The 22,304-nt window shown below is 50.5% G+C and carries 26 protein-coding genes, 3 tRNA genes and 2 pseudogenes; 12 read left to right on the forward strand and 19 right to left on the reverse strand.

Annotated features, from left to right (window positions below; translation table 11 throughout):
• Window positions 1-8 precede the first annotated feature (8 nt).
• The 3 genes from livM to HV340_RS13605 are packed head-to-tail and all read left to right on the forward strand — an operon-like array spanning window position 9 to window position 2,868.
• Window positions 9-1,283, forward strand: coding sequence for a high-affinity branched-chain amino acid ABC transporter permease LivM (livM, locus tag HV340_RS13595; RefSeq protein ID WP_020883360.1), 1,275 nt, complete (start codon window positions 9-11; stop codon window positions 1,281-1,283).
• On the forward strand, window positions 1,280-2,155 hold the full coding sequence (locus HV340_RS13600) for an ATP-binding cassette domain-containing protein (RefSeq protein ID WP_063924805.1): 876 nt from the start codon (window positions 1,280-1,282) through the stop codon (window positions 2,153-2,155). The genes livM and HV340_RS13600 overlap by 4 nt, the downstream gene beginning before the upstream one ends.
• Window positions 2,152-2,868 (forward strand): ABC transporter ATP-binding protein, encoded by a 717-nt coding sequence (locus tag HV340_RS13605; RefSeq protein ID WP_181216034.1) that lies wholly within the window; start codon window positions 2,152-2,154, stop codon window positions 2,866-2,868. Before HV340_RS13600 ends, HV340_RS13605 begins: the two co-directional genes overlap by 4 nt.
• Before the next feature lie 103 nt (window positions 2,869-2,971).
• Here the strand turns inward: HV340_RS13605 and cspF are convergent, their stop codons facing one another.
• Window positions 2,972-3,184: a cold shock-like protein CspF gene (gene cspF / locus HV340_RS13610; protein ID WP_025203826.1), complete on the reverse strand. Its 213-nt coding sequence runs from the start codon at window positions 3,182-3,184 to the stop codon at window positions 2,972-2,974.
• 285 nt (window positions 3,185-3,469) lie between these two features.
• Here cspF and HV340_RS13615 point away from each other — a divergent pair, with 285 nt between their 5' ends.
• Window positions 3,470-3,688: a cold shock domain-containing protein gene (locus tag HV340_RS13615; protein ID WP_014170702.1), complete on the forward strand. Its 219-nt coding sequence runs from the start codon at window positions 3,470-3,472 to the stop codon at window positions 3,686-3,688.
• 297 nt (window positions 3,689-3,985) lie between these two features.
• Here HV340_RS13615 and HV340_RS24345 read toward each other — a convergent pair whose 3' ends face one another.
• On the reverse strand, window positions 3,986-4,156 hold the full coding sequence (locus tag HV340_RS24345; protein ID WP_305961753.1) for a YnfU family zinc-binding protein: 171 nt from the start codon (window positions 4,154-4,156) through the stop codon (window positions 3,986-3,988).
• 125 nt (window positions 4,157-4,281) lie between these two features.
• Here HV340_RS24345 and HV340_RS24490 point away from each other — a divergent pair.
• Both HV340_RS24490 and HV340_RS13620 read left to right on the forward strand, forming a co-directional pair.
• Window positions 4,282-4,425, forward strand: a pseudogene (locus HV340_RS24490) (cold-shock protein); the annotation flags it as partial.
• Window positions 4,426-4,533: 108 nt separating this feature from the next.
• Window positions 4,534-4,761, forward strand: a complete 228-nt coding sequence (locus HV340_RS13620) for a hypothetical protein (RefSeq protein WP_014170703.1) — start codon at window positions 4,534-4,536, stop codon at window positions 4,759-4,761.
• Between the two features lie 191 nt (window positions 4,762-4,952).
• On the opposite strand, the gene fucR is transcribed toward HV340_RS13620, so the two are convergent.
• Complete coding sequence (gene fucR / locus HV340_RS13625; protein ID WP_063924804.1) at window positions 4,953-5,621, reverse strand: L-fucose operon activator; 669 nt, start codon at window positions 5,619-5,621, stop codon at window positions 4,953-4,955.
• Window positions 5,622-5,644: 23 nt separating this feature from the next.
• Between fucR and HV340_RS13630 the strand changes: the two are divergent.
• Window positions 5,645-5,878: pseudogene (locus tag HV340_RS13630) on the forward strand (iron-containing alcohol dehydrogenase); the annotation flags it as partial.
• Window positions 5,879-6,146: 268 nt separating this feature from the next.
• Here HV340_RS13630 and HV340_RS13635 read toward each other — a convergent pair.
• From HV340_RS13635 to uvrY, 6 genes are all read right to left on the reverse strand, one after another.
• A tRNA-Leu gene (locus HV340_RS13635) sits at window positions 6,147-6,233 on the reverse strand.
• Between the two features lie 11 nt (window positions 6,234-6,244).
• A tRNA-Cys gene (locus HV340_RS13640) sits at window positions 6,245-6,318 on the reverse strand.
• Window positions 6,319-6,364: 46 nt separating this feature from the next.
• Window positions 6,365-6,440 (reverse strand) — tRNA-Gly (locus tag HV340_RS13645).
• Between the two features lie 152 nt (window positions 6,441-6,592).
• On the reverse strand, window positions 6,593-7,141 hold the full coding sequence (gene pgsA, locus HV340_RS13650; protein ID WP_014170706.1) for a CDP-diacylglycerol--glycerol-3-phosphate 3-phosphatidyltransferase: 549 nt from the start codon (window positions 7,139-7,141) through the stop codon (window positions 6,593-6,595).
• Window positions 7,142-7,197: 56 nt separating this feature from the next.
• Complete coding sequence (uvrC, locus tag HV340_RS13655; RefSeq protein WP_014170707.1) at window positions 7,198-9,030, reverse strand: excinuclease ABC subunit UvrC; 1,833 nt, start codon at window positions 9,028-9,030, stop codon at window positions 7,198-7,200.
• Window positions 9,027-9,683 carry a UvrY/SirA/GacA family response regulator transcription factor gene (gene uvrY, locus HV340_RS13660; protein ID WP_013096026.1) on the reverse strand — a complete coding sequence of 219 codons (657 nt, stop codon included), beginning with the start codon at window positions 9,681-9,683 and terminating at the stop codon, window positions 9,027-9,029. Before uvrY ends, uvrC begins: the two co-directional genes overlap by 4 nt.
• Before the next feature lie 466 nt (window positions 9,684-10,149).
• On the opposite strand from uvrY, the gene HV340_RS13665 reads away from it, so the two are divergent.
• The gene (locus tag HV340_RS13665) at window positions 10,150-10,374 is read left to right on the forward strand and encodes a DUF2594 family protein (RefSeq protein ID WP_003859644.1); all 225 of its coding nucleotides are present in this window, start codon (window positions 10,150-10,152) and stop codon (window positions 10,372-10,374) included.
• A 66-nt stretch (window positions 10,375-10,440) separates the two neighbouring features.
• On the opposite strand, the gene sdiA is transcribed toward HV340_RS13665, so the two are convergent.
• From sdiA to HV340_RS13705, 8 genes are all read right to left on the reverse strand, one after another.
• The gene (gene sdiA, locus HV340_RS13670) at window positions 10,441-11,163 is read right to left on the reverse strand and encodes a transcriptional regulator SdiA (protein ID WP_014170708.1); all 723 of its coding nucleotides are present in this window, start codon (window positions 11,161-11,163) and stop codon (window positions 10,441-10,443) included.
• Between the two features lie 221 nt (window positions 11,164-11,384).
• Window positions 11,385-12,137 (reverse strand): L-cystine ABC transporter ATP-binding protein TcyN, encoded by a 753-nt coding sequence (gene tcyN, locus HV340_RS13675; protein ID WP_014170709.1) that lies wholly within the window; start codon window positions 12,135-12,137, stop codon window positions 11,385-11,387.
• Window positions 12,134-12,802: a cystine ABC transporter permease gene (gene tcyL / locus HV340_RS13680; protein WP_014170710.1), complete on the reverse strand. Its 669-nt coding sequence runs from the start codon at window positions 12,800-12,802 to the stop codon at window positions 12,134-12,136. The genes tcyN and tcyL overlap by 4 nt, the downstream gene beginning before the upstream one ends.
• A 20-nt stretch (window positions 12,803-12,822) precedes the next feature.
• Window positions 12,823-13,809, reverse strand: a complete 987-nt coding sequence (gene dcyD, locus HV340_RS13685; RefSeq protein WP_181216035.1) for a D-cysteine desulfhydrase — start codon at window positions 13,807-13,809, stop codon at window positions 12,823-12,825.
• Window positions 13,810-13,916: 107 nt separating this feature from the next.
• Window positions 13,917-14,717: a cystine ABC transporter substrate-binding protein gene (gene tcyJ / locus HV340_RS13690; protein ID WP_020883350.1), complete on the reverse strand. Its 801-nt coding sequence runs from the start codon at window positions 14,715-14,717 to the stop codon at window positions 13,917-13,919.
• 86 nt (window positions 14,718-14,803) lie between these two features.
• Window positions 14,804-15,355, reverse strand: a complete 552-nt coding sequence (fliZ, locus tag HV340_RS13695) for a flagella biosynthesis regulatory protein FliZ (protein WP_014170713.1) — start codon at window positions 15,353-15,355, stop codon at window positions 14,804-14,806.
• A 54-nt stretch (window positions 15,356-15,409) separates the two neighbouring features.
• The gene (locus HV340_RS13700) at window positions 15,410-16,129 is read right to left on the reverse strand and encodes an RNA polymerase sigma factor FliA (protein WP_014170714.1); all 720 of its coding nucleotides are present in this window, start codon (window positions 16,127-16,129) and stop codon (window positions 15,410-15,412) included.
• A 162-nt stretch (window positions 16,130-16,291) separates the two neighbouring features.
• Entirely contained in the window at window positions 16,292-17,248 is a 957-nt protein-coding gene (locus HV340_RS13705) for a flagellin (RefSeq protein WP_063924801.1), read from the reverse strand.
• A 237-nt stretch (window positions 17,249-17,485) separates the two neighbouring features.
• On the opposite strand from HV340_RS13705, the gene fliD reads away from it, so the two are divergent.
• The 4 genes from fliD to amyA all read left to right on the forward strand — a co-directional run bounded on the left by fliD (window position 17,486) and on the right by amyA (window position 21,274).
• The gene (gene fliD / locus HV340_RS13710) at window positions 17,486-18,889 is read left to right on the forward strand and encodes a flagellar filament capping protein FliD (RefSeq protein WP_063924800.1); all 1,404 of its coding nucleotides are present in this window, start codon (window positions 17,486-17,488) and stop codon (window positions 18,887-18,889) included.
• Window positions 18,890-18,913: 24 nt separating this feature from the next.
• On the forward strand, window positions 18,914-19,324 hold the full coding sequence (gene fliS, locus HV340_RS13715) for a flagellar export chaperone FliS (protein ID WP_063924799.1): 411 nt from the start codon (window positions 18,914-18,916) through the stop codon (window positions 19,322-19,324).
• Window positions 19,324-19,683, forward strand: a complete 360-nt coding sequence (fliT, locus tag HV340_RS13720) for a flagella biosynthesis regulatory protein FliT (protein WP_063924798.1) — start codon at window positions 19,324-19,326, stop codon at window positions 19,681-19,683. Before fliS ends, fliT begins: the two co-directional genes overlap by 1 nt.
• A 103-nt stretch (window positions 19,684-19,786) precedes the next feature.
• Window positions 19,787-21,274, forward strand: coding sequence for an alpha-amylase (amyA, locus tag HV340_RS13725; protein WP_020883341.1), 1,488 nt, complete (start codon window positions 19,787-19,789; stop codon window positions 21,272-21,274).
• A gap of 64 nt (window positions 21,275-21,338) precedes the next feature.
• Here amyA and yedD read toward each other — a convergent pair whose 3' ends face one another.
• Together yedD and fliE are read right to left on the reverse strand one after the other, a co-directional pair.
• Window positions 21,339-21,752: a lipoprotein YedD gene (gene yedD, locus HV340_RS13730; RefSeq protein WP_020883340.1), complete on the reverse strand. Its 414-nt coding sequence runs from the start codon at window positions 21,750-21,752 to the stop codon at window positions 21,339-21,341.
• A 74-nt stretch (window positions 21,753-21,826) separates the two neighbouring features.
• Window positions 21,827-22,138 (reverse strand): flagellar hook-basal body complex protein FliE, encoded by a 312-nt coding sequence (fliE, locus tag HV340_RS13735; protein WP_014170728.1) that lies wholly within the window; start codon window positions 22,136-22,138, stop codon window positions 21,827-21,829.
• Window positions 22,139-22,304: the final 166 nt, after the last annotated feature.

Consider the following 22,304-nt stretch of genomic DNA (forward strand, 5'->3'; position numbering starts at 1 on the left):
AGAATACGATGACCTCTCACGGCTTTTCGCTTAAGCGCTGCATTCTGGACGCCATTTTTTCCGGGCTGATTGCGTTAATAATTTTTGGCCCGATTGCGGGCGTGGTGTTGGACGGATACAGCTTTAATTTCGCCGGACAGCGGCTCGCATGGATAGTCGGCATCGTGATGCTGGGCCGTTTTCTGCTGAGCGCTTTTTTAGGTACCGCTCCGGGTGCACGTTTCCAGGCACGTTTTGAAGCCGACAGCGCGGGGGTTTATGTCCGGCCGCCGGAATACAAAAGCCGCATGCGCTGGATAATCCCGCTGATTATCGCCCTTGCGATCTGCTTTCCCTTTGTTGCCACCAAGTACGTTCTCACCGTCGCCATTCTTGGGCTTATCTACGTGCTTCTCGGTCTCGGGCTGAATATTGTGGTCGGTCTGGCCGGGCTTCTGGATCTCGGTTATGTCGCTTTTTATGCCATCGGCGCTTACGGGCTGGCGCTGGGGTATCAGTATCTGGGATTAGGATTCTGGAGCATGCTGCCGCTGGCGGCAATTATGGCTGCCGCGGCCGGCGCCCTGCTCGGCTTTCCGGTGCTGCGCATGCACGGTGATTACCTGGCGATCGTCACGCTTGGCTTTGGGGAGATTATTCGCCTGATCCTCAACAACTGGCTGACCTTCACCGGTGGCCCGAACGGCGTTTCAGCCCCGCCTCCCACCTTTTTCGGACTGGAGTTTGGCCGCCGTGCCAAAGAAGGAGGCGTGCCCTTTCACGAATTTTTCCATCTGACCTACAACCCGAACATGAAGTTTATCTTTATCTACACGGTGCTGTTCCTGGTGGTGATGCTGGTGCTGTATATCAAGCATCGTCTGACGCGGATGCCGATTGGTCGGGCGTGGGAAGCCCTGCGGGAAGATGAAATCGCCTGTCGCTCAATGGGTTTAAATCATGTGCTGGTCAAGCTCTCGGCCTTTACGCTGGGTGCGTCGACTGCCGGCATCGCCGGGGTGTTTTTTGCCACTTATCAGGGCTTTGTCAACCCGACATCGTTTACCTTTTTTGAATCGGCGCTGATCCTGGCGATTGTGGTGCTCGGCGGTATGGGCTCAACGCTTGGCGTGGTGCTGGCGGCGTTTGTGCTCACGGTGACGCCGGAGCTGCTGCGCAGTTTTGCCGAGTACCGGGTTTTGCTGTTTGGCATGCTGATGGTGGTGATGATGATCTGGCGTCCACGCGGGTTGATCCGCATTAACCGCAGCGGGTTTGCCGTGCGTAAGGGCGTAGCGCCATGAACGGAACGATATTAAGCGTTGAACATCTGATGATGCATTTCGGCGGGATCAAGGCGTTAAACGACGTCAACCTGGACGTGCAGCGTGGTTCAATTACTGCGCTTATTGGCCCAAACGGCGCGGGAAAAACCACCGTCTTCAACTGCCTGACCGGTTTCTATAAGGCTTCCGGCGGCAATATTTTCTTCAATACGCGCAATAAGACGACCAACGTCATTCAGATCCTCGGGCAAAAATTCCAGACAGGAGACTGGATCCACCCTGCGCAGTTTGGGCAACGCCTGTTCTACAAAATGTTCGGCGGCACTCACCTGGTGAACCGCGCCGGACTTGCGCGCACCTTTCAAAATATTCGTCTTTTTCGCGAGATGTCGGTCGTGGAAAACCTGCTCGTGGCCCAGCACATGCGCGTCAATCGCAACCTGCTGGCTGGCGTATTCAATACGCCAGCGTACCGACGGGCGGAAAACGACGCGCTGGACAGGGCCTTTTACTGGCTGGAGGTGGTCGATCTTGTGGAGTGCGCCAACCGCCTGGCGGGCGAGATGTCGTACGGCCAACAGCGGCGTCTGGAGATCGCGCGGGCCATGTGCACCGGCCCGGAAATGATCTGTCTGGATGAACCCGCCGCCGGGCTGAACCCGGTAGAGACACATAAGCTGAGTAACATTATTCGTTTTCTGCGCGACAACCACGGCATAACGGTATTACTGATTGAGCACGACATGGGGATGGTGATGGAAATATCGGACGACATTATTGTGCTCGACCATGGCGATGTGATTGCCCGGGGGAAACCTGAGCAGATCCAGCATGACGAAAAGGTGATTGCCGCCTATCTGGGCACCGATGAAAGCGAGGTCACTCTATGAATGAGCCGCTGCTGGCATTTCGCGAGGTGGATGTGTTCTATGGCGTGATTCAGGCGCTGAAGCAGGTATCCCTCGAAGTGCATAAAGGGGAAACGGTGGCGCTTATCGGCGCGAATGGCGCGGGTAAATCGACATTGCTGATGTCTATTTTTGGCCAGCCGCGTATTCGTAACGGGCAAATCCTGTTTTGCGGCGAAGACATCAGCCATAAATCTACCCACTATGTGGCCTCCAGCGGCATAGCGCAGGCACCCGAGGGGCGGCGTATTTTTCCGGATATGACGGTTGAAGAGAACCTGCTGATGGGGACCATTCCTGTCGGCAATCAATTTGCCGCCGACGATATGCAGAGCATGTTTGAGCTGTTCCCGCGCCTCAAAGAACGCCGTAAACAGCGAGCCATGACCATGTCCGGCGGAGAACAGCAAATGCTTGCCATCGCCCGCGCGCTAATGAGCCGCCCTAAACTGCTACTGCTGGATGAACCCAGCCTGGGTCTGGCGCCCATAGTGGTTAAGCAGATCTTCCAGACGCTGCGCGAGCTGGCTCGCAACGGCATGACCATTTTTCTGGTAGAGCAAAATGCGCATCATGCTCTGAAGCTTTCTGACCGTGGCTACGTCATGGTCAACGGGCAAATTCGCCTCAGCGGCAGCGGCGAGGAGTTGCTGGGAAACCAGGAGGTAAGAAAAGCCTATTTAGGCGGAGTGTAATTCATACGCGTGTCATACTCATGTCGCGCATAAATGTAAATATATGTCAGGCGATGCGACGCGGATGTTTCAATATACCGCTATTAACATCTTCGCTGATTATTTATGAAAGATAGACATTTGCGGCCATCGGTCCGCTGAGTCCGTTGATACGACAGAACTCAACGCGAATCCCGGGAAGGAGCGTTTCTTTTTCGTTGTTATTAAAGGCTGAAATGTGGAGAAAAACGTCCTTTCGACCATCTGAAGGGATGATTAGGCCTTTACCACTGTGCATATCAAAACTTTTGACAATTCCTGTCATTTTACGAGACAAATAAGATCCTCTTAGAAAACATGCATTAACTATACACATAAATTAATTTTAAGCTAATGCAGTGTGACACTTTTTATGTGAGCCTTCCGGAAGGCTAAAATAAAAATTGCTAATTCTCCCGCCTCATGCATTAATGAAGTCGTTGGTTTAATCCACACACGAGCGTAAAAAATTTTACCCGGCAGTCCTCATAACCAGGCGCTATCGCTGATATCCCCTCCTTTTGAGTCCATACGTTTAATATTATACGTTTCTTAGCATTTCAAATACTCACAAGGAGTCTGCATGTCTTCAAGAATTATAGGTTTGGTTAAGTGGTTTAACGAAGATAAAGGTTTCGGTTTTATCTCTCCTGTCGATGGCAGCAAAGATGTGTTTGTGCACTTTTCTGCTCTGCAGGGCGATGATTTTAAAACTCTCTTTGAAGGCCAGAAGGTCGAATTTGCTATCCAGAGTGGCGAAAAAGGCCCTGCTGCTGCAAGCGTAATACTTTGCGATAGATAAAGTTATCACGGACCCGCGATCACGATGATGGATTTTTCCTGAGTAGACGGGTCCTGGATTAGAAGGCTTTTTCTGAGCAACAGGTCAGCATATTTTTCTCGTAGAAAGAGTGTGCTGACCGATGTGATGAAGTGCAGGTCTGCTGCACGAAGAGTCTTAAAGCAGAAGCGAGCTGCTTGTAAAATATCAAAGTGCGTAAGAGGTCAGGCAACCTCCAAAAGCATCACTTCTTCAATGTTGCTTTGCCAAATGAGATCGTCTGTAAAGACGCAAATTCATCATCTGGCAAATGCATTTTTAGAATTTTTGAGCGGTTTTGAAAAGAGTGCTGCAGTGTGGGCAGACAAGTTGAGCCCCTTTTTGTACACGGCTGAAACTATGCTCAGAGTCTTTTGAACAGTTTGGACATGGACATTTAACTAAGTAATTGCGACGGAATTGTGTATTTTTACGTCCTGACATAGGCATCTCCTGATTTAAACGACTGTCACCATACACGTTCACGAAGATGATTGCTTGCTTTTATTTCCGAATGATTGCAAAAACCAAAGAAAGTACAAATGCAACGTTTTTTCGAAAATTAAATACCGCTAATGTTAAAAAAGGTAAATGATATCAACTTAAATATTCACTTCAGATGCCCATGTTGTCATGGCTCCCAATACAGAACGTCGATTTTTGATGTGTCTGAAAAAAATCCGTATGGCGCTAAATGCATTTTCTGCAAATCGACGATGACATTCGCAGACAGACCTGACAGCCAGACAAAAATTTTCGCGCCGTCCTGATCCCCCTCGCCTTCACAGAGAAGGTGCTTAAGCAGATAACGACCAACAAGGTGAGATATGAAGAAAGTCATCGTCTTTTTCAATGGTAAACCGAGCAATGTTGTCACCGTGCTTAAGGGTATTACATCCATACGGCAGGAATATCCGAATGGTGAAGCGATAAACCTGCAGATAATGTCCGCAGGTTTTCCTTCTCTGACCGGCGATCATGAAGTGGTTTATGTGGCGTCGGACAGGGAGCTGACTTCTCAGGAAATTCTGGATGCGGCTAAGAAATATTTATAATTATTCTGAATGTATGGCTGTTCTTGTAGATGCCCTTGTTTAAGGGTAACCCCCTTCTTATTTGTGCTGCTAACATCTTTTGTTTACCCTCCCCGCGTTAAAAATCTTATACGGAATGAATAATACGTTAACGCTATCGCGAACAAACACATCCCTAATAGACTTAATTGCGTCATGATGTGTCAGGTGGCTTATTGTCTCAGCCCTGATTCATTCAGTTGTGTGTCAGACACAATATGCGTTACCTCATCCAGGTGCCCAATTCTGGCCTCCCCTGAACGATTAAACTTACTCTTATCTATCAACAATAAAGACTGAGAAGCACGCTTGAGTAGCAGCGATTTGAAGCCAGCGTTGACCCTGTTGGAATCCCACAACCCTCCATGACTGTCTATCCCTTCGCAGGAGAAGATAAACAGGTCGATGTCCAGCAGTTTGAGTTGTGAAATCAACGAGGGGTTAACGTAGCAGCCATACTTACGCTCGAATTTACCGCCGGAGCTAATAAGTTGAATCTGTTCACGTTTGCCCAGTTCCAGGCAGATGGGGTGACTGTTAGTAAAGACCTGAATATCGATGTCAGGCAGTTGACGCGCTAGATACCAGCAGGTTGAGCTGGCATCCAGAGCAATGACCATCCCGGCTTCAATCCACTCCAGCGCTTCTCTGGCGATATCCGCTTTATCCGTGAAGTGGCTCTTAAGGCGAATATGAAAAGGATCGCCGCTGTCCTGGTTTTCCCGGTGAATATATTTCGCCCGCCCGTGGTTGCGCAGCACTTTTCCCTGCGCCTGCAGTTCGCTGAGATCCCGGCGAATGGTCTCTTTACTGACGTTAAGCTGGGTGGATAAAACGTCCATCGTCAGACTATGATGCTGAATCGATGGGCGTGAAAGTGGAAGGGCTGAGCCTTGCAGACGCGCGCAATGCTGCCGTGGATGCCGTCTTCAGGCTTAATCACGATGTGGGCATCCCGCTCCATCTGCGTGAGGCTGGAGTACAAAAGGAAGATATCCCGATGCTGGCCCAGGCGGCATATGATGATGTCTGTACTGCCGGCAACCCACGGGAAGCGAGCCTGGCAGAAATTAGCGAGCTGTACCATACCGCCTGGTAGTGTAACTGCGTTACCCGGTTTAGAGGACCCTTCTGGGCCGGGTGACGCAGAGAGACAGCGCCATCAGTATTTAAACCGTGATTTCGCAGCTGACGACCGACGCCGACAGATCCTATCGGTAATGGCCATTGTTGGGCATGATTGCCCTCTTATTGTGGCGAAGTTGAAGGGTGAAACTATGGTATACGGCGAAAAACAGGCACAAAAAAACCACCTTTCGGTGGTTTCACGACACTGCTTATTGCTTTGATTATTCTGCTTTTTCCCATGGTAGCCGGAGTGGGACTTGAACCCACACAGCGCGAACGCCGAGGGATTTTAAATCCCTTGTGTCTACCGATTCCACCATCCGGCCAGGGAAGAAAGTGGAGGCGCGTTCCGGAGTCGAACCGGACTAGACGGATTTGCAATCCGCTACATAACCGCTTTGCTAACGCGCCGTAAAACTTTTTTACGCGACACCCGCTATTGCGCATGTCTTTAATCTGGAGCGGGAAACGAGACTCGAACTCGCGACCCCGACCTTGGCAAGGTCGTGCTCTACCAACTGAGCTATTCCCGCATGTCATCAAGTTAACTTCTAACCACTTGATTTCATTATCGTCCGGCTAGCTGTGCCGCCGTTCGATGCGTTGCATTCTACTGATATGACGGTATGAGTCAACGTTATTTTTTGCATCCCCGGATCGTTTGCTGAAAATTACGTCGAAACGATCACTGATCAAGCAAATCGCCGCGGGCAGCGTTTAAATATTGCAGCATAGACCACAGCGTCAGTACCGCAGCAACCCACAGCAGCCCAATCCCCGCCCACTCAACCCAGGCGTTTGGACGCCAGAGCATCCAGACCAGCGAGGCCATCTGCGCGGTGGTTTTCACTTTACCAATCCACGATACCGCAACGCTGCTGCGCTTACCCAGCTCCGCCATCCACTCACGCAGTGCAGAGATGATGATCTCACGACCAATCATGGTTGCTGCAGGCAGCGTTACCCACCACGTGTGGTAGTGCTCAGCCACCAGCACCATCGCGATAGCGACCATGACCTTATCGGCGACCGGGTCGAGGAAGGCACCGAAGCGGGTGCTTTGGTTCCAGCGGCGTGCCAGATAACCATCAAACCAGTCCGTAACCGCAGCCACCAGGAAAATCAGTGCACAGGCAAAAGGAGCCCAGACGACTGGCAGGTAAAACGCCAGTACAAAGAACGGGATAAGCACAACGCGAAAAAGAGTGAGCAACGTAGGGATATTAAATTGCATAATGACGGTAACTGTTTGTTGTCAGTAAAATTTAGCTCTATGTTGCTACAGAGCCCTCAATGTTTCAACGAGTAGTAGATCTTTTCTGCCAGCGCTTGCGAAATACCCGGCACTTTTGCAATTTCCTCCATGCTGGCATTGAGTAATCCTTGCAATCCGCCCATATATTTAAGCAACATCTGCCTGCGTTTTGGCCCGACGCCTTCGATGGTCTCAAGCGTACTGGTGTTTTTTACCTTCGCCCGTTTTTTCCGGTGCCCGCTGATGGCGTGATCGTGTGACTCATCGCGGATATGCTGGATAACATGCAGTGCCGGAGAATCCGGCGGCAGACTGAAGCCCTCCCCCTCCGGTTCGAAGAAGAGCGTCTCCAGACCGGCTTTACGATCGGCCCCTTTTGCCACGCCCAGCAGCAACGGATGGTTTTTATCCCAGCTCACATCAAGTGAGTCAAAGACCGCTTTCGCCTGCCCGAGCTGCCCTTTCCCGCCATCAATCAGTATCACATCCGGGATTTTGCTCTCTTCGATGGCTTTACCGTAGCGACGGCGCAGCACCTGGTTCATGGCTGCATAGTCATCACCCGGCGTGATCCCGGTGATGTTATAGCGACGATATTCCGCGCGCAGCGGGCCGTTAGCATCAAACACCACGCAGGAGGCCACGGTCTGCTCGCCCATCGTGTGGCTGATGTCGAAGCACTCCATCCGTTTAACCTCCGGCAGCTTCAGGAGCGTAGCCAGCGCCGTTAAACGCTGGTGGACCGTCGATTGCTGGGACAGTTTTGTGGTAAGCGCCGTCGCCGCGTTGGTCCGGGCAAGTTTCAGGTAACGCGCGCGGTCACCGCGCGGTTTGGTCTGCACGTTAACCCGACGACCAGCCAGTTCTGACAGCGAATCCGCCAGCAGCGTTTTATCATCGAGATTGAAATCAAGCAGGATCTCCGATGGCAGCGTACGCATCTGACTCCCCTGCAGATAGAACTGGCCGACGAAGGTTTCAACCACCTCACCCAGCTCCGTCCCCCCCGGCACTTTCGGGAAATAGCTGCGGCTCCCGAGCACTTTACCCTGACGAATAAACAGCACATGCACGCAGGCCATGCCGGCGTCAAAGGCAACGCCGATCACGTCGAGATCGTCACCGGTGTTCGAGACAAACTGTTTCTCAGTGACTCTGCGCACCGCCTGGATTTGGTCGCGGATCCGCGCGGCCTCTTCGAACTCCAGTGCTGCACTGGCTTTCTCCATCCGGGCGATCAGCTGCGTTAATACCTGATCGTCTTTCCCGGCTAAAAACAGGCGCACATACTCCACCTGCTGCGCATACTCGTCTTCACTCACCAGCCCGGCAACGCATGGTCCCAGACAGCGGCCAATCTGGTACTGCAGACACGGGCGCGAGCGATTGCGATAGACACTGTTTTCACACTGGCGAACAGGGAAGATTTTTTGCAGCAGCGCCAGCGTCTCACGTACGGCATAGCCGTTGGGAAACGGGCCGAAATATTCACCCTTGGCATGTTTTGCACCGCGGTGCATAGCAAGCCGGGGGTGCGTATCGCCACTCAGGAAGATGAACGGATAGGATTTATCATCGCGTAACAGCACGTTGTAGCGCGGCTGATAGAGCTTAATATAGTTATGCTCAAGCAGCAGCGCCTCCGTCTCGGTATGCGTGACGGTAACATCAATATTCTGTATGAGTGCGACCAGTGCTTCGGTCTTGCGGGAGGCAAGGTTACTGCGAAAATAGCTGGAGAGGCGCTTTTTGAGATCTTTCGCTTTCCCCACGTAGATAACCGTACCGCCAGCGTCATACATACGATAGACGCCAGGCTGGCTGGTTACGGTTTTCAGAAATGCTTTTGAATCGAACACATCACTCACTGACTTAACAACGTCTCCGCATTACATAAACCATGCCGGATGGCCAGATGAGTCAGTTCAACATCACCATGAATGTTCAGTTTGCTGAACATGCGATAACGATAGCTGTTCACCGTTTTCGGGCTAAGATTCAGCTGTTCCGAGATCTCATTTACCTTCTGACCTTTGGTGATCATCAGCATAATCTGCAATTCACGCTCGGACAAACTGGCAAACGGCGATTCCGTTTTCTCGGGTTCGATCTGACTCAGGGCCATCTGCTGAGCAATGTCGGAAGCAATATAACGCTGTCCGGCAAACACGGAACGGATAGCATTGACAACTTCCTGCGGCGCGGCACCTTTACTCAGGTAACCGGCAGCGCCCGCCTGCATCACTTTCGCGGGCAGCGGGTTTTCAGTATGCACGGTCAGCATGATGACTTTTGTATCAACAAAGGTACGCGCGATTTTGCGGGTTGCTTCAAGACCACCGATACCGGGCATGTTCATATCCATCAACACCACATCGGCCGAATTAGTGCGGCACCATTTTACGGCATCTTCGCCGCAACAAGCCTCACCAGCAACTTTAATACCTTTTATATCTTCAAGAATGCGTCGTATCCCTGCGCGCACCAGTTCGTGGTCATCAACAAGAAGGACGTTGATCAAAGGAAATGTCTCCAGAATAGGGATAACGCTACTGAGTGATAATTTGGTTTATATTAACGGTTTTCCTCACAAGATTAAAACGTTAAAAAATCGGCTATTCGATTTCGCTCTCGTTTTTGGAAATTAGGCTGTACAGAACGTGGAAAGAGAGCCCGCGCCGCCAGGGCTTGTGCAGCTTTTTTTAAGCATCTGTATTCAAAAAGTTACAAAAAACCTGTCGCCTGAGTCCGTAAAAAAACAGTTCTTAAATTTTTGTAACAATAATTAACGGCAAGCGAACCGGGTATAAACAATTCGTCGCTATTAACGCCGCACAGTTTAGCGGCACGCGTTGTTTACGCAAATAAACATCCAGTGTAAAAGTATGAAAAACAACCGCTGCATTTTTTGCTGCGCCTTGTGGTATACTCCGCCGCCTTGACTTTCATCGTCGCGCACGAGCGCCGTTTTATAATGAGGAAAATAAATGAGCACACCTGAATTTGCCACTGCGGAGAATAACCAGGAACTGGCACAGGAAGTAAACTGCCTGAAATCGCTGCTAACGCTGATGCTACAGGCGATGGGCCAGGCTGACGCCGGTCGTGTGATCATTAAAATGGAAAAACAAATCGCGCAGATGGAAGACCAGGCTGAATCCGCGGTATTTGCCAACACCGTTAAGCAAATTAAACAAGCCTACCGCCAGTAATAAAAAACGGCTGGATGCGGTGCATTCAGCCGTTGCCTCGTCTGACACGCAGAACGTACTCTCTACTCAAATAAGCCCGGTCGCCGCCGCGTAACACGCGATCTGCGTCTTGTTAGGCGCATTGAATTTTTTCTGCATATTCTTCTGATGAAAGTTAACCGTATTCTCTGAGATGGAGAGAATGATCGCAATTTCCGCCGACGTCTTCCCTTCCGCGGTCCATTTAAGAATTTCCCGTTCACGTTTGCTGAATTTCATCTCAGGCGGCATCACCATCTCATCTTCAAATCGAATCAACGATGTTAAGGCCACTTGCACCAGCAGTTGTAACCGCAGCTCTATTTCCTCGTGGTCTAGCGGGCTCTCCAGCATGCTAGTACGAGAAACCGACAGAAAACCGAGAGCATGATTCGGCAGCATCAGACACTGCGTTATTCCTGTACGTAAGCCGTGCTCCCGTGCGCTATGCCATAATTCCTCAGCATCAGCGAATAATTCGTCTGTCCAGGGTAAATGCCCCTGGATGAAATTCTCCGGTTTTAACACCGGGTCAATGGCGAAATAATTCTTCGACTGATATTGCGCCTGCCACTGTGGCGGATAAGTGGTATGCACAGAAATCTTAGGCCGCGTAAAAGGCACGGGATGGCGTACGCAGAGTGCGTAATAATCGAATTCTAGCGCCTGAGTTTGTCGCTGAAGTTCCTGATATACCTCGTCGGCACAGGTCAATTTCTGAAACCGGAGGGAGCATTCCCGTCGCCAGGTGAAAAAGTCTGAATCCTTCATACTTACTAAATGAAGCCTCTGAAATGATATTCATTATTATGGTGAATATAACCTAACACATAAAACTTATTTCTAACTACAAAATATCGGCAACAGCACAATTAACTTTACGTTTGATAAGGTTTATTGGGCCTGAGCGGAATAAAAAAACACGGTGTCGGGCGCAGGGGGAGAATAATTTGCCCCAGATGAATTTTCTGGAGCAAATTAGTGCAAAAATTCTACTGCATAAGGAATTTTTCAAGGAACTGACGGGTTCGCGGCTGCTGTGGGTTGGCAAATAAGTGTTTTGCCGGCCCCTGCTCCACAATCCTTCCCTGATCCATGAAAATGGCGCGGTCCGCCACATCACGAGCGAAGCTCATCTCGTGGGTAACGATAACCATTGTGCGTTTCTCCTGTGCCAACTGGCGGATGGTGTTCAGCACCTCTCCCACCAGCTCAGGGTCGAGCGCAGAGGTCGGTTCATCAAAGAGGATCACATCCGGGCGCATCGCCAGCGCGCGGGCAATCGCCACACGCTGCTGCTGACCACCTGACAGGCGGCGCGGGTAGCTGGTTTCTTTACCGGCCAGCCCGACTTTTGCGAGCAACTCGCGCGCGCGAACCGTCGCGTCCTCTTTGGCTTCCCCTTTTACAATGACCGGGCCTTCAATGATGTTCTCCAGCACCGTCCGGTGTGGGAAGAGATTGAAGTTCTGGAAAACAAAGCCCACATGCTGGCGCAACTGGCGAATCAGACCTTTTTGCTGGCTGATGGATTTGCCGGTATCAATCGTAATATTCCCCACCCGAATCGTGCCTTCTTCAGGCTGTTCAAGCAGGTTGATGCTGCGCAGCAGCGTTGTTTTCCCGGAACCACTCGGGCCGATAATGGCGACCACTTCGCCCTGCTCAACCTCCAGATCAATCCCGTGGAGCACCGTTTGACCGTGGAATTTTTTCACCAGGTTTTTAACGTCGATAGCACTCATTTTGGATCACGCTCCTGGCGGTTAAGCTGGTTTTCGAAATAGTTTTGCAAGGCGGATAACACCGTCGCCATTACCCAGTAAATCAGCGAGGCCGCCAGATACATGGTGAACACTTCCAGGGTGCGCGAGGTAATAAGCTGCGCCTGACGGAACAGTTCCGGTACCTGAATGGTGGCCGCCAGCGACGTGTCTTTCACCAGGCTGATAAAGCTGTTGCTGAGCGGCGGAAGCGCCACACGCGCCGCCTGAGGCAGAATGGCTCTGCGCAGCGTTTGCCAGGGCGTCATACCGATACTGGCCGCCGCTTCCCACTGCCCTTTATCAATGGACGAGATTGCCGCACGCAGCGTTTCAGAGGTGTATGCCGCCGTATTGAGCGACAAACCAATCATCGCCGCGGGGATCGGATCCAGCTCAATACCAAACTGCGGTAAACCGTAGTAGATCATAAAGAGCTGGGCGATAAGCGGCGTGCCGCGAAACACGGAGATATAAAAACGCGCCACCCAGCGCACTGGTAAGACGGGTGACATACGCATTAAGGCCAGCACAAACCCGAGTACCAGACCGAAGAACATCCCGCCAATACTGAGCTGTAACGTAAATACCGCACCTTTAAGCAGGTACGGCAGGGAATCAATAACCAGTTGAATACTTTCTTGCATTATTATTTTTCGACCTGATTTTAGACATGAGGATGGTAGGCAAACAGCGCAGGTGCCCCGCCGGTGTGAACAAACAAAATCGGCCCTTCATCCTTAAAGCGCTTCTGTTCAATGCCATCGATAAGACCGGCCATCGCTTTGCCCGTATACACGGGATCAAGCAGTATACCCTCGAGGCGCGCCAGCAATTTCACCGCATCCATTCCCTCTTCATTAGGCGTGCCGTAGCCTGGTGCAAAATAGTCGTCCCAGAGCTGGATATCAGCCGTTGCCTTCAATGCCAGTTGCTCTGCCACCGCCTGCTGTAAGGTGACCACTTTCGGCTTCTGGTCCGCGACGCTACGCGATACCGTCACGCCAATAAGCTCGACATCGGGTAATAATTGCTCCAGACCTACGGCCAGCCCTGCGTGGGTACCTGCACTGCCGGAAGCAACAACGACAGAAGAGAGGCTGACCGCTCCCTCGCATTGCTGGGCAATCTCCAGCGCACTTTCCACATACCCCAGCGCGCCCAGCGCATTCGAGCCGCCGACAGGAATAACGTAGGGACGAAAACCCTGCGCTTCCAGACGCGTCGCCAGTTCATCAAGTTGTGCGGTCGGGTCGGTTAATGCCTCGACCATTTCGACTTGTACGTTAAACAGATCCAGCAGCAGACGGTTGCCGTTAGTCAGATAGTTTTCTGCGTGCGTTCCAATTGGGTTTTCCAGCAATGCCACACAGTGGAGACCCAGCTTTGCGGCCACCGCGGCGGTCTGGCGGACATGGTTAGACTGAATGGCACCTGCGGTAATGAGCGTATCCGCGCCTTCACGCAGGGCGTCAGCGGCCAGAAACTCCAGCTTACGCAGCTTATTGCCCCCCATCGCCATCGGCGTTACGTCATCGCGCTTAATAAAAATATCGCGTCCTAAATAGTCAGAAAATCGCGGCAGATACTCCAGCGGAGTCGGCGCGCCGATAAACTCCAGGCGGGGAAAGTGCGTTAAATTCTGTAGTGACATGGGTTCTCCGGTAACACTGACTCAATGTGATATTTTTCATTATGCACGCAGACGCGTAAGAAATAAAAAAGGCGCTTTTAAAAGCGCCTTTTTTTAACGTCAAAGACTTATTTCGTGACGTCTGCCCCGAACCACTTCTCAGAAAGGGCTTTCAGGCTGCCGTCTTTTTGCATGTCAGCAATCGCGGAGTCAATCGCTTTAACCAGGTCGTCGTTGCCTTTACGAACGGCTACACCGGATTCCTGACGAGAGAACGCATCACCGGCTACCGCCAGGGTATTGTTGGTTTTCTTCACCAGATCCAGCGCGGCCAGACGGTCAACCAGAATCGCATCAATACGACCTACGCGGAGATCCTGGTATTTTGTCGGGTCATCATCGTAAGTGCGGATATCCACACCCTGAACGTTCTGGCGCAGCCACTCTTCATAGTTGGTCCCCAGACCGACACCGACTTTTTTGCCTTTCAGGTCAGCGGCCGTTTTGATGGTGCCTTCGTTACCTTTCTTCACCAGCGCCTGGATACCGGACACGGTGTACGGCGTGGAGAAGTCATACTTCTTCTTACGCTCGTCAGAAATGGTCACCTGGTTAATCACCACATCAATACGTTTGGAATCCAGCGACGCCAGCATACCGTCCCATTTGGTCGGTTTGATGGAGGCTTTCACGCCAAGGTGTTTCGCCAGTTCCTGTGCAAATTCCACTTCAAAACCGGTGAGTTTACCGTCATCGCCCTGGAAGCTGAACGGAGGATAGGTTCCTTCCAGCCCGACCAGCAGCGTACCGCGCTCTTTCACTTTATTCAGCAGATTTTCTGCGGCGAACGTTTTCACGCTCATACCCGCGACCAGCGCGACTGCCATTACACCCATCAGCGCCTGACGACCCAGAAGTGCTAATTTCATAAATACCCCGATATAGTGGAATTTTTGAGTAGTGTAGAGAAATCACCTGCAAGGTCAAAGGCGACTGCGCTACATCTTATTCTTTTTTAATATATATCAGAAGTTGTTCCAGCGTGGGCTTTCTGCTTTATGACACCCGGCATTTGTACCTTATATTGTGCATACTTGCGCAGCGCAATGCGGTAGTTGTTGGTGCTGGTCGCAGGCAGCCACGGCTCAAGATTCTCATCCAGATAGCCGGTCTTCAGCAGATCGCGGGAGATGTTGTTCACGGTGAGATGTTGTCCGAGACGGCGCAGGCGGACGACATATTCGCGTACGGTTCCGTGGCTCATCTCCGTTTGTTCAAACAGGAATTGTTTGAAGCCGATAATGTCGAAGAAGTCGCTTTGCTCTTTGCAGTGGAGATCACCGCAGAAACGGCAAAGCGCCACCCACTCTTTTTGTTCTTCGAGCCATGCTGCTTCATCCATCAACGTGTCGAGACGTGAAATCGCGATCTTATTAACGATTTCGCCTCGACGAACCAGCGTGATACGATCGAGTAACTTGTTACAGTGGGCGCAATGCGTCTGGCTGTGTTTAAAGTCTTTCAGGTAGCGGCTTAAAGGCCGTCTTTTAGATTGCTGCACCGTCATGATAACTCCTGGTTGTCAATACGTTGTGCGGCATTTTTCAGGTGAATCAATCACCTATAACTTACCCAGCTTTGTGCGTAAACGTTTAATGGCCTGGCTGTGCAACTGGCTTACCCGAGACTCCCCCACTTCCAGAACAGCGCCAATCTCTTTGAGATTAAGCTCTTCCTGATAATAGAGGGTCAACACCAGCTGTTCGCGCTCAGGTAAAGCCTCAATCGCTTCCATTACGCGCTGGCGTAAATTACCTTCCATTAAATGGTGTAACGGGTTTTCTTGCTGATGCTCATCCGTCACCAGCTCGATGCTATCGCCATGCTCTTCTCGCCACTCGTCATAAGAGAAGAGTTGGCTATTATTGGTATCGAGCAACATCTGACGATACTCTTCAACAGCAATGCCAAGACGTTCCGCCACTTCTGTTTCCGTTGCGTTACGTCCCAGTTCCTGTTCCAGCTGCCCCATCGCATGCGCCACTTCGCGCGCGTTGCGGCGAACACTGCGCGGCACCCAGTCGCGGCTGCGCAGCTCATCCAGCATCGCACCACGAATACGCTGAACTGCGTAAGTCGTAAATGCCGTTCCTTGCAGAGCGTCGTATCGGTCAACTGCATTCAATAACCCGATACCGCCCGCCTGTAGCAGATCGTCAAGTTCCACGCTCGCCGGCAAACGCACCTGGAGGCGCAATGCTTCGTGACGCACCAGTGGGACATAACGCTGCCACAGCGAGTGTTTATCCATTACACCTTCAGCGGTATAGAGTGAATTCACGATAAACAGCCCTGCGTTAGTTGAGTTATCGGCATGATTATCCGATTCTGCAGGGGTTTTAATCGGGTGAATAGTGGGTGAAATGAGGGGTTATTTGTGGAGTTACACTTACATAAATAAAGAAAAACCCCGCCGAAGCGGGGTTTTTCAATAAAGTGCGAATTAACGCAGCAGGGACAGCATGGTCTGCGGAACCTGGTTGGCCTGAGCCAGAACAGAAGAGCCAGCCTGTTGCAGGATCTGCGCACGAGACATGTTGGACACTTCGGTCGCGTAGTCAGAATCCTGAATACGGCTACGAGCAGCAGACAGGTTGTTGACGGTGTTGTTCAGGTTGGTAATAGTAGATTCGAACCGGTTCTGAGAAGCACCGAGAGAACTACGTTGGGTATCAACTGCTTTTATCGCTGCGTCAATATCTTCGAGCGGTTTACCTGCACCTAGTGCTGCACCAGTTACTTTGCCACTCAGCACGTCAAAACCTACAGCAGCAACTTTACGATTACCTGCAGTTCCATCCACGTCTTCTAATGTTGCTGCAGCGACAGTGTTCACATATACACCAGCAGCTACTGCTGTGGTTGTACCATCTGCATTCGCAGAGGCTAAATTCCAACCTGAAGCACTGCTGATTGAAATACCAATAGTCTCAGCATCTTTAGAGCCTACTTGGAAATCATAGCCCTTTGCAGCTGCAGTGGAGTTATCAAGGATTTTTTTTCCGTTAAAATCTGTTTGAGTGGTAACACGATCAATTTCCTTCATACGCTCATTCACTTCAGACTGAATAGAGTCAATGTCAGAAGCGGAGTTTGAACTATTCTGCGCCTGGACAGTAAGATCACGAATACGCTGCAGGTTGTTGTTGATTTCGCTCAGCGCGCCTTCAGCCGTCTGTGCCAGAGAGATACCGTCGTTGGCATTACGTGCAGCAACGGTCAAACCGTTGATGTTGGAAGTGAAGCGGTTAGCAATTGCCTGACCCGCTGCGTCGTCTTTTGCACTGTTAATACGCAGACCGGAGGACAAACGTTCAATTGCTGTTCCAAGAGAAGACTGAGATTTGTTCAGGTTGCTCTGAGTCATCAGAGACAGGGTGTTAGTATTGATAACAGCCATGATGTATTCCTTTAAATAGTTGTCGGTTTCAGGCATCTGCCCACGGTTTTCTCACCGTCAATGTGATTATCGACACCACTTTTCCAATCTTTAGAAAAAAAGAGCTTTTTTTTTAAAGTCTGAACTGCCTGAATTTATCCCTCTTTATCTGCGCATTATATTTTTAAAAAAAAGCTAATCTTTTCCTCGTTTCTGCCGATAGAGCATCCAGCGATTGTCTCAATAAAGGATGAAAAAATGGCAAGTATTAGTTCACTCGGCGCGGGTACTTCGTTAGACCTCAATACGTTGTATGACAATTTACAGACTGCTGAGCAAACCAAGCTGACGCCCATTACTACGCAGCAAAGTTCTTATAAAGCCAAACTGACAGCGTGGGGGGTGGTGCAGACTGCGTTAACGAAACTGCAGACAGCATCTGATGCGTTAAAAAATACTTCAGCAATTGCACAGTCAAAGGTATCCAGTACAAACACGGCATTTAGTGCAACACTTGCCAGTAGTGCTGCGGCAGGCTCTTACTCTGTTGAGGTGTCACAACTGGCAGCGGCTCAGTCTTTGTTAAGCCCTAAGGTAAGCAATAAGGATACAGACCTGGGTGACAGTAACATGAGTTCTCGCGCTATCACGATCACCCAACCGGGCCAGAAAGATCCTTTAACCATCACACTTGCCAGTGATAAAACTAGCCTTGCTGACGTACGTGACGCTATCAATGCTAAACAAGGCAGTGTTAGTGCCAGTATTATCAAGGCGGATGACAACAGCTACTATCTGGCACTCACTTCCCGTGATAGCGGAACAACAAATGAGATGACTATCACGACAGATGATAGCGAGCTGGCGAAATACATTAGCTATGACCCAACCAGTTCTACCAACGTGATGAGTGAACAAGTTTCGGCAGCTGACGCAAAGGTGAAGATTAACGGGATCGAAATTACCCGTAGCAGCAACACCATTACCGATGCTCCGGAAGGTGTGACATTAAATCTTTCCAAGACAAATAAAGGCAGCCCTGAAACATTATCAGTTGTTAAAGACAACCAGCCGATGACCGATGCTATTCAGGCATTCGTTGACGCATACAACTCTTTACAGACAACAATTTCAAATCAGACAAAGTATACCAAGGTCGATCAGGGAAATACCTCGCAGGATTCCAGTAATGGTGACCTGCTGGGTGATGGGACGCTTCGCAATATCCAGACACGCCTGCGTTCAATGATTTCTACAAGCCAGGGGACCGGAGATCTGGCAACGTTATCACAACTTGGTATAACACAAGATGTGACTGGCAAACTGACAGTGGACAGCACCAAGCTTGGCAAAGCATTGAATGAAAAAACTGCCGATGTTGTCTCTTTTCTTTCCGGAGACGGAAAAACAACAGGTTTTGCAACACAAACCAGTGGCTTGTTGAAAGATATGCTTGGTACGGATGGGTCTGTGCAAAACGCCACTGCCGGAATCAATAAGACGCTAAAAAAACTTTCAGATGAATACGATCGGGTTAACGCTCAGATCACAGCCACTATGGCACGTTATAAAACGCAATTTACCAGCCTGAGCCAGCTTGTCTCAAAGATGGATCAGACTGGAAGCTACCTGACCCAACAGTTCAATGCAATGAACGGTTAATAATTGATGAATTGAGGTTTTACTATGTATACAAAATCGGGAATACAGGCTTACGCCCAGGTCGGAGTCGAATCCGCCGTATTGAGCGCAAGTCCACATCAACTGGTTGTGCTCCTTTTTGATGGCGCACTGAGCGCTATGAAAAAAGCGGCCATACTGATTGAACAAGGTGATATTCCCGGTAAAGGGCAGGCGTTAAGTAAAGCAATCAACATCATCAGTAATGGTTTGCAGTCAGGCCTGAATCATGAAGTTGGTGGTGACCTGGTTGCAAATCTTGACAGTCTTTATGACTATATGATCAGGCGTCTTTTACAGGCCAACCTCAATAATGATCTCAATGCCATAAATGAAGTGGTGGAGTTACTCAATAACATCGCTGAAGCCTGGAAAGAGATAGGCCCCAATTCTCAAAATTTGCGGGATAATTACTAATGGAAGTCCATCTCGGGTTGCTACAACATTATCAACAATTATTAAAAACCAGTACCACCATGCTCGTGTTAACCAGAGCCGGGCGCTGGGATGAACTTATCGATTATGAGGTTGAGTATCTTACATCGGTTGAAAAACTCACAATGTTTCAGGACGCCAGCGAGATCCCGCCTCATATACAGGCTCAAATCCGCCCTATCCTGAAACAGATCCTCGATAATGAAGTCGAGTTAAAAACCATGCTTCAACAGCGCATGGATGAGTTAAAGGCTCTGGTGGGGCAAACGTCAAGACAACATAATCTGAATTCAACTTATGGACGTCTATCAGGAAATGTTCTCTTCCCTACCGATCTCTAGATCGGATATGACTTCTCGCGGATGAATAATATTTCGTTATTTCATCCGCGTTTTCTGCGCATCTCACCCATACTCTCTGTGTTCTCATTAAGGAGCACGGACGATGAAAAACCCCACCCTGTTACAATGTTTTCACTGGTATTACCCTGCGGGCGGTGAATTGTGGCGAGAGGTCACGGCGTTAGCCCCCAATCTTAACGAAATCGGCATCAATATGATCTGGTTGCCGCCAGCCTGTAAAGGCGCATCCGGCGGGTACTCGGTCGGATACGACACTTACGATCTTTTCGACCTCGGTGAGTTTGACCAGAAAGGCAGCGTCGCCACCAAGTACGGTGACAAAGCTCAGCTGCTGGAGGCCATCGACGCACTCAAAAGTAATGAGATCGCCGTCCTCCTTGACGTGGTGGTTAACCACAAAATGGGCGCAGACGAGAAAGAACCCGTCCGCGTTCAGCGCGTCAACGAACAGGATCGCACGCAGATCGACGATGAGATCATTGAGTGTGAAGCCTGGACACGCTACACCTTCCCTGCCCGTGCCGGGCAATATTCGCAGTTTATCTGGGATTACAAATGCTTCAGCGGCGTCGACCATATTGAAAACCCCGATGAAGACGGCATTTTTAAAATCGTCAACGACTACACCGGTGAAGGCTGGAACGACCAGGTTGATGATGAGATGGGTAATTTTGATTACCTGATGGGCGAAAACATTGATTTTCGCAACCATGCCGTCACCGAGGAGATCAAATACTGGGCCCGCTGGGTCATGGAACAAACTGGCTGTGACGGTTTTCGTCTGGACGCCGTCAAACACATTCCCGCCTGGTTTTATAAGGAGTGGATTGAGCACGTTCAGGAAGTCGCAACGCAACCGTTGTTTATCGTGGCGGAATACTGGTCCCACGAAGTGGATAAACTGCAGGCCTATATTGACCAGGTCGATGGCAAGACGATGCTGTTCGATGCCCCCCTGCAGATGAAATTCCACGAAGCATCGCGCCAGGGTCGGGAATACGACATGAGCCAAATCTTTACCGGCACCCTGGTCGAAGCCGATCCGTTCCATGCAGTAACTCTGGTTGCCAACCATGACACTCAGCCTTTGCAGGCACTGGAAGCGCCGGTTGAAGCGTGGTTTAAACCGCTGGCCTATGCCCTGATCCTGCTGCGTGAAAACGGAGTGCCCAGCGTCTTTTATCCGGATTTATTCGGTGCCAGCTATGACGATACGGGCGGTGACGGCGAAACCTACCATATTGATATGCCGGTCATCGAGCAGCTTCACGAGCTGATCCTCGCCCGCCAGCGTTTTGCCCACGGCGTGCAGACGCTGTTCTTCGATCACCCAAACTGTATCGCCTTCAGCCGCAGCGGCACCGAAGACGATCCTGGCTGTGTGGTGGTGATGTCGAATGGCGATGACGGCGAGAAAGTGATTTGTCTGGGTGAAAACTACGGCAACAAAACGTGGCGTGATTTTCTCGGCAATCGCGAAGAAACGGTCACTACCGCAGCGGATGGCGAAGGCACCTTTACCTGCAAAGGTGGAAGCGTCAGCGTGTGGGTGATTGAGGATGCGTTGTAGTTGTAAAAGCATCTGACGTGAATTGAATGCCGGGTCAGGCGAAGCTGCCACCCGGCAACATGCACTACGGAAGTTTACTCTCCAGCGGATTTTTGCTCAGATAATCTGCGCACTCTACCGTCGGGCGATCGACCTTCTGTAGCTCCATACCATCATACTCAAGAACAGAGCCATCGCGCTCCAGCGGATAAATATCCAGCTTGCGGGTGACGTTATAATAACTGTCTGAACGCAGCATGATTTTACCCGGTACAGCGATCACGCGCTGCCACTGACGGCAGTCCAGCGTATCGCCCTCCTCCGTCACCACCAGCGTGGCAATCGCCTCTGGGCTCACCATTTTGCTCTGCGGCCCTTTTGACTGCCAGTACCCTGCCAGATGCGCCGGGACGGGGTGTTTGATCACTTCCTGATAGTTATCCACCTGAACGCACCCGGTCAGTGCCAGCAGCGCGCCAGCAATTGCTATTTTTTTCATCATCTTTCCTGCATTCGAAGAAAAAAATATTGTGGCATTAAAGCGCTTGGGCTGCCAGCGAAGATCGACGGGGCTTAAACCTGCATCCCCATCACTTCCTGATAAGCAGACACAAGCTTATTACGCACCTGAATCCCCATCTGCAAGGAAACCGAGGCTTTTTGCAAATCGGTCATCACATCATTCAGTGCCACGCCCGGCTCGCCGAGGGTGAACTTCTCCGCCTGAGTACGTGCGGCGGTCTGGGTATCGCTGATACGGTCAAGCGCGGCGTGCAGTTGTCCTGCAAAACTGATGCTCGGTTGTTCTGCCACATTCTGATTACGGGCCGTCATCGCCGTTGCCTGCAACTGACTGATCACCCCTTCAATACCCTGTATAGCCATGACTCTCCCCTGAATGGTTTTTTACGGGGTCAAGACTAACAGCTTGTCAATAAGATAATGGCGGTAAATAGCGTGAAAAAACCAGGTTATTTGACGCATAGAAAATCCTGAATCATCAAATAATGGCAGGGCCATCAATATGGAACTTTTGTCGTGTTTGCCGACC

The organism is Enterobacter sp. RHBSTW-00975 (genome assembly GCF_013615235.1).
Taxonomy (GTDB): domain Bacteria; phylum Pseudomonadota; class Gammaproteobacteria; order Enterobacterales; family Enterobacteriaceae; genus Enterobacter; species Enterobacter ludwigii.

What these genes read in the sequence shown, in the direction of transcription:
- livM (WP_020883360.1), top strand. Translation starts at nt 9, where the DNA reads ATGACCTCTCACGGCTTTTCGCTTAAGCGCTGCATTCTGGACGCCATT.
- HV340_RS13600 (WP_063924805.1), top strand. Translation starts at nt 1,280, where the DNA reads ATGAACGGAACGATATTAAGCGTTGAACATCTGATGATGCATTTCGGC.
- HV340_RS13605 (WP_181216034.1), top strand. Translation starts at nt 2,152, where the DNA reads ATGAATGAGCCGCTGCTGGCATTTCGCGAGGTGGATGTGTTCTATGGC.
- HV340_RS13615 (WP_014170702.1), top strand. Translation starts at nt 3,470, where the DNA reads ATGTCTTCAAGAATTATAGGTTTGGTTAAGTGGTTTAACGAAGATAAA.
- HV340_RS24345 (WP_305961753.1), bottom strand. Translation starts at nt 4,156, where the DNA reads ATGCCTATGTCAGGACGTAAAAATACACAATTCCGTCGCAATTACTTA.
- HV340_RS13620 (WP_014170703.1), top strand. Translation starts at nt 4,534, where the DNA reads ATGAAGAAAGTCATCGTCTTTTTCAATGGTAAACCGAGCAATGTTGTC.
- fucR (WP_063924804.1), bottom strand. Translation starts at nt 5,621, where the DNA reads ATGGACGTTTTATCCACCCAGCTTAACGTCAGTAAAGAGACCATTCGC.
- pgsA (WP_014170706.1), bottom strand. Translation starts at nt 7,141, where the DNA reads ATGCAATTTAATATCCCTACGTTGCTCACTCTTTTTCGCGTTGTGCTT.
- HV340_RS13665 (WP_003859644.1), top strand. Translation starts at nt 10,150, where the DNA reads ATGAGCACACCTGAATTTGCCACTGCGGAGAATAACCAGGAACTGGCA.
- sdiA (WP_014170708.1), bottom strand. Translation starts at nt 11,163, where the DNA reads ATGAAGGATTCAGACTTTTTCACCTGGCGACGGGAATGCTCCCTCCGG.
- tcyN (WP_014170709.1), bottom strand. Translation starts at nt 12,137, where the DNA reads ATGAGTGCTATCGACGTTAAAAACCTGGTGAAAAAATTCCACGGTCAA.
- tcyL (WP_014170710.1), bottom strand. Translation starts at nt 12,802, where the DNA reads ATGCAAGAAAGTATTCAACTGGTTATTGATTCCCTGCCGTACCTGCTT.
- dcyD (WP_181216035.1), bottom strand. Translation starts at nt 13,809, where the DNA reads ATGTCACTACAGAATTTAACGCACTTTCCCCGCCTGGAGTTTATCGGC.
- tcyJ (WP_020883350.1), bottom strand. Translation starts at nt 14,717, where the DNA reads ATGAAATTAGCACTTCTGGGTCGTCAGGCGCTGATGGGTGTAATGGCA.
- fliZ (WP_014170713.1), bottom strand. Translation starts at nt 15,355, where the DNA reads ATGACGGTGCAGCAATCTAAAAGACGGCCTTTAAGCCGCTACCTGAAA.
- HV340_RS13705 (WP_063924801.1), bottom strand. Translation starts at nt 17,248, where the DNA reads ATGGCTGTTATCAATACTAACACCCTGTCTCTGATGACTCAGAGCAAC.
- fliD (WP_063924800.1), top strand. Translation starts at nt 17,486, where the DNA reads ATGGCAAGTATTAGTTCACTCGGCGCGGGTACTTCGTTAGACCTCAAT.
- fliS (WP_063924799.1), top strand. Translation starts at nt 18,914, where the DNA reads ATGTATACAAAATCGGGAATACAGGCTTACGCCCAGGTCGGAGTCGAA.
- fliT (WP_063924798.1), top strand. Translation starts at nt 19,324, where the DNA reads ATGGAAGTCCATCTCGGGTTGCTACAACATTATCAACAATTATTAAAA.
- amyA (WP_020883341.1), top strand. Translation starts at nt 19,787, where the DNA reads ATGAAAAACCCCACCCTGTTACAATGTTTTCACTGGTATTACCCTGCG.
- yedD (WP_020883340.1), bottom strand. Translation starts at nt 21,752, where the DNA reads ATGAAAAAAATAGCAATTGCTGGCGCGCTGCTGGCACTGACCGGGTGC.
- fliE (WP_014170728.1), bottom strand. Translation starts at nt 22,138, where the DNA reads ATGGCTATACAGGGTATTGAAGGGGTGATCAGTCAGTTGCAGGCAACG.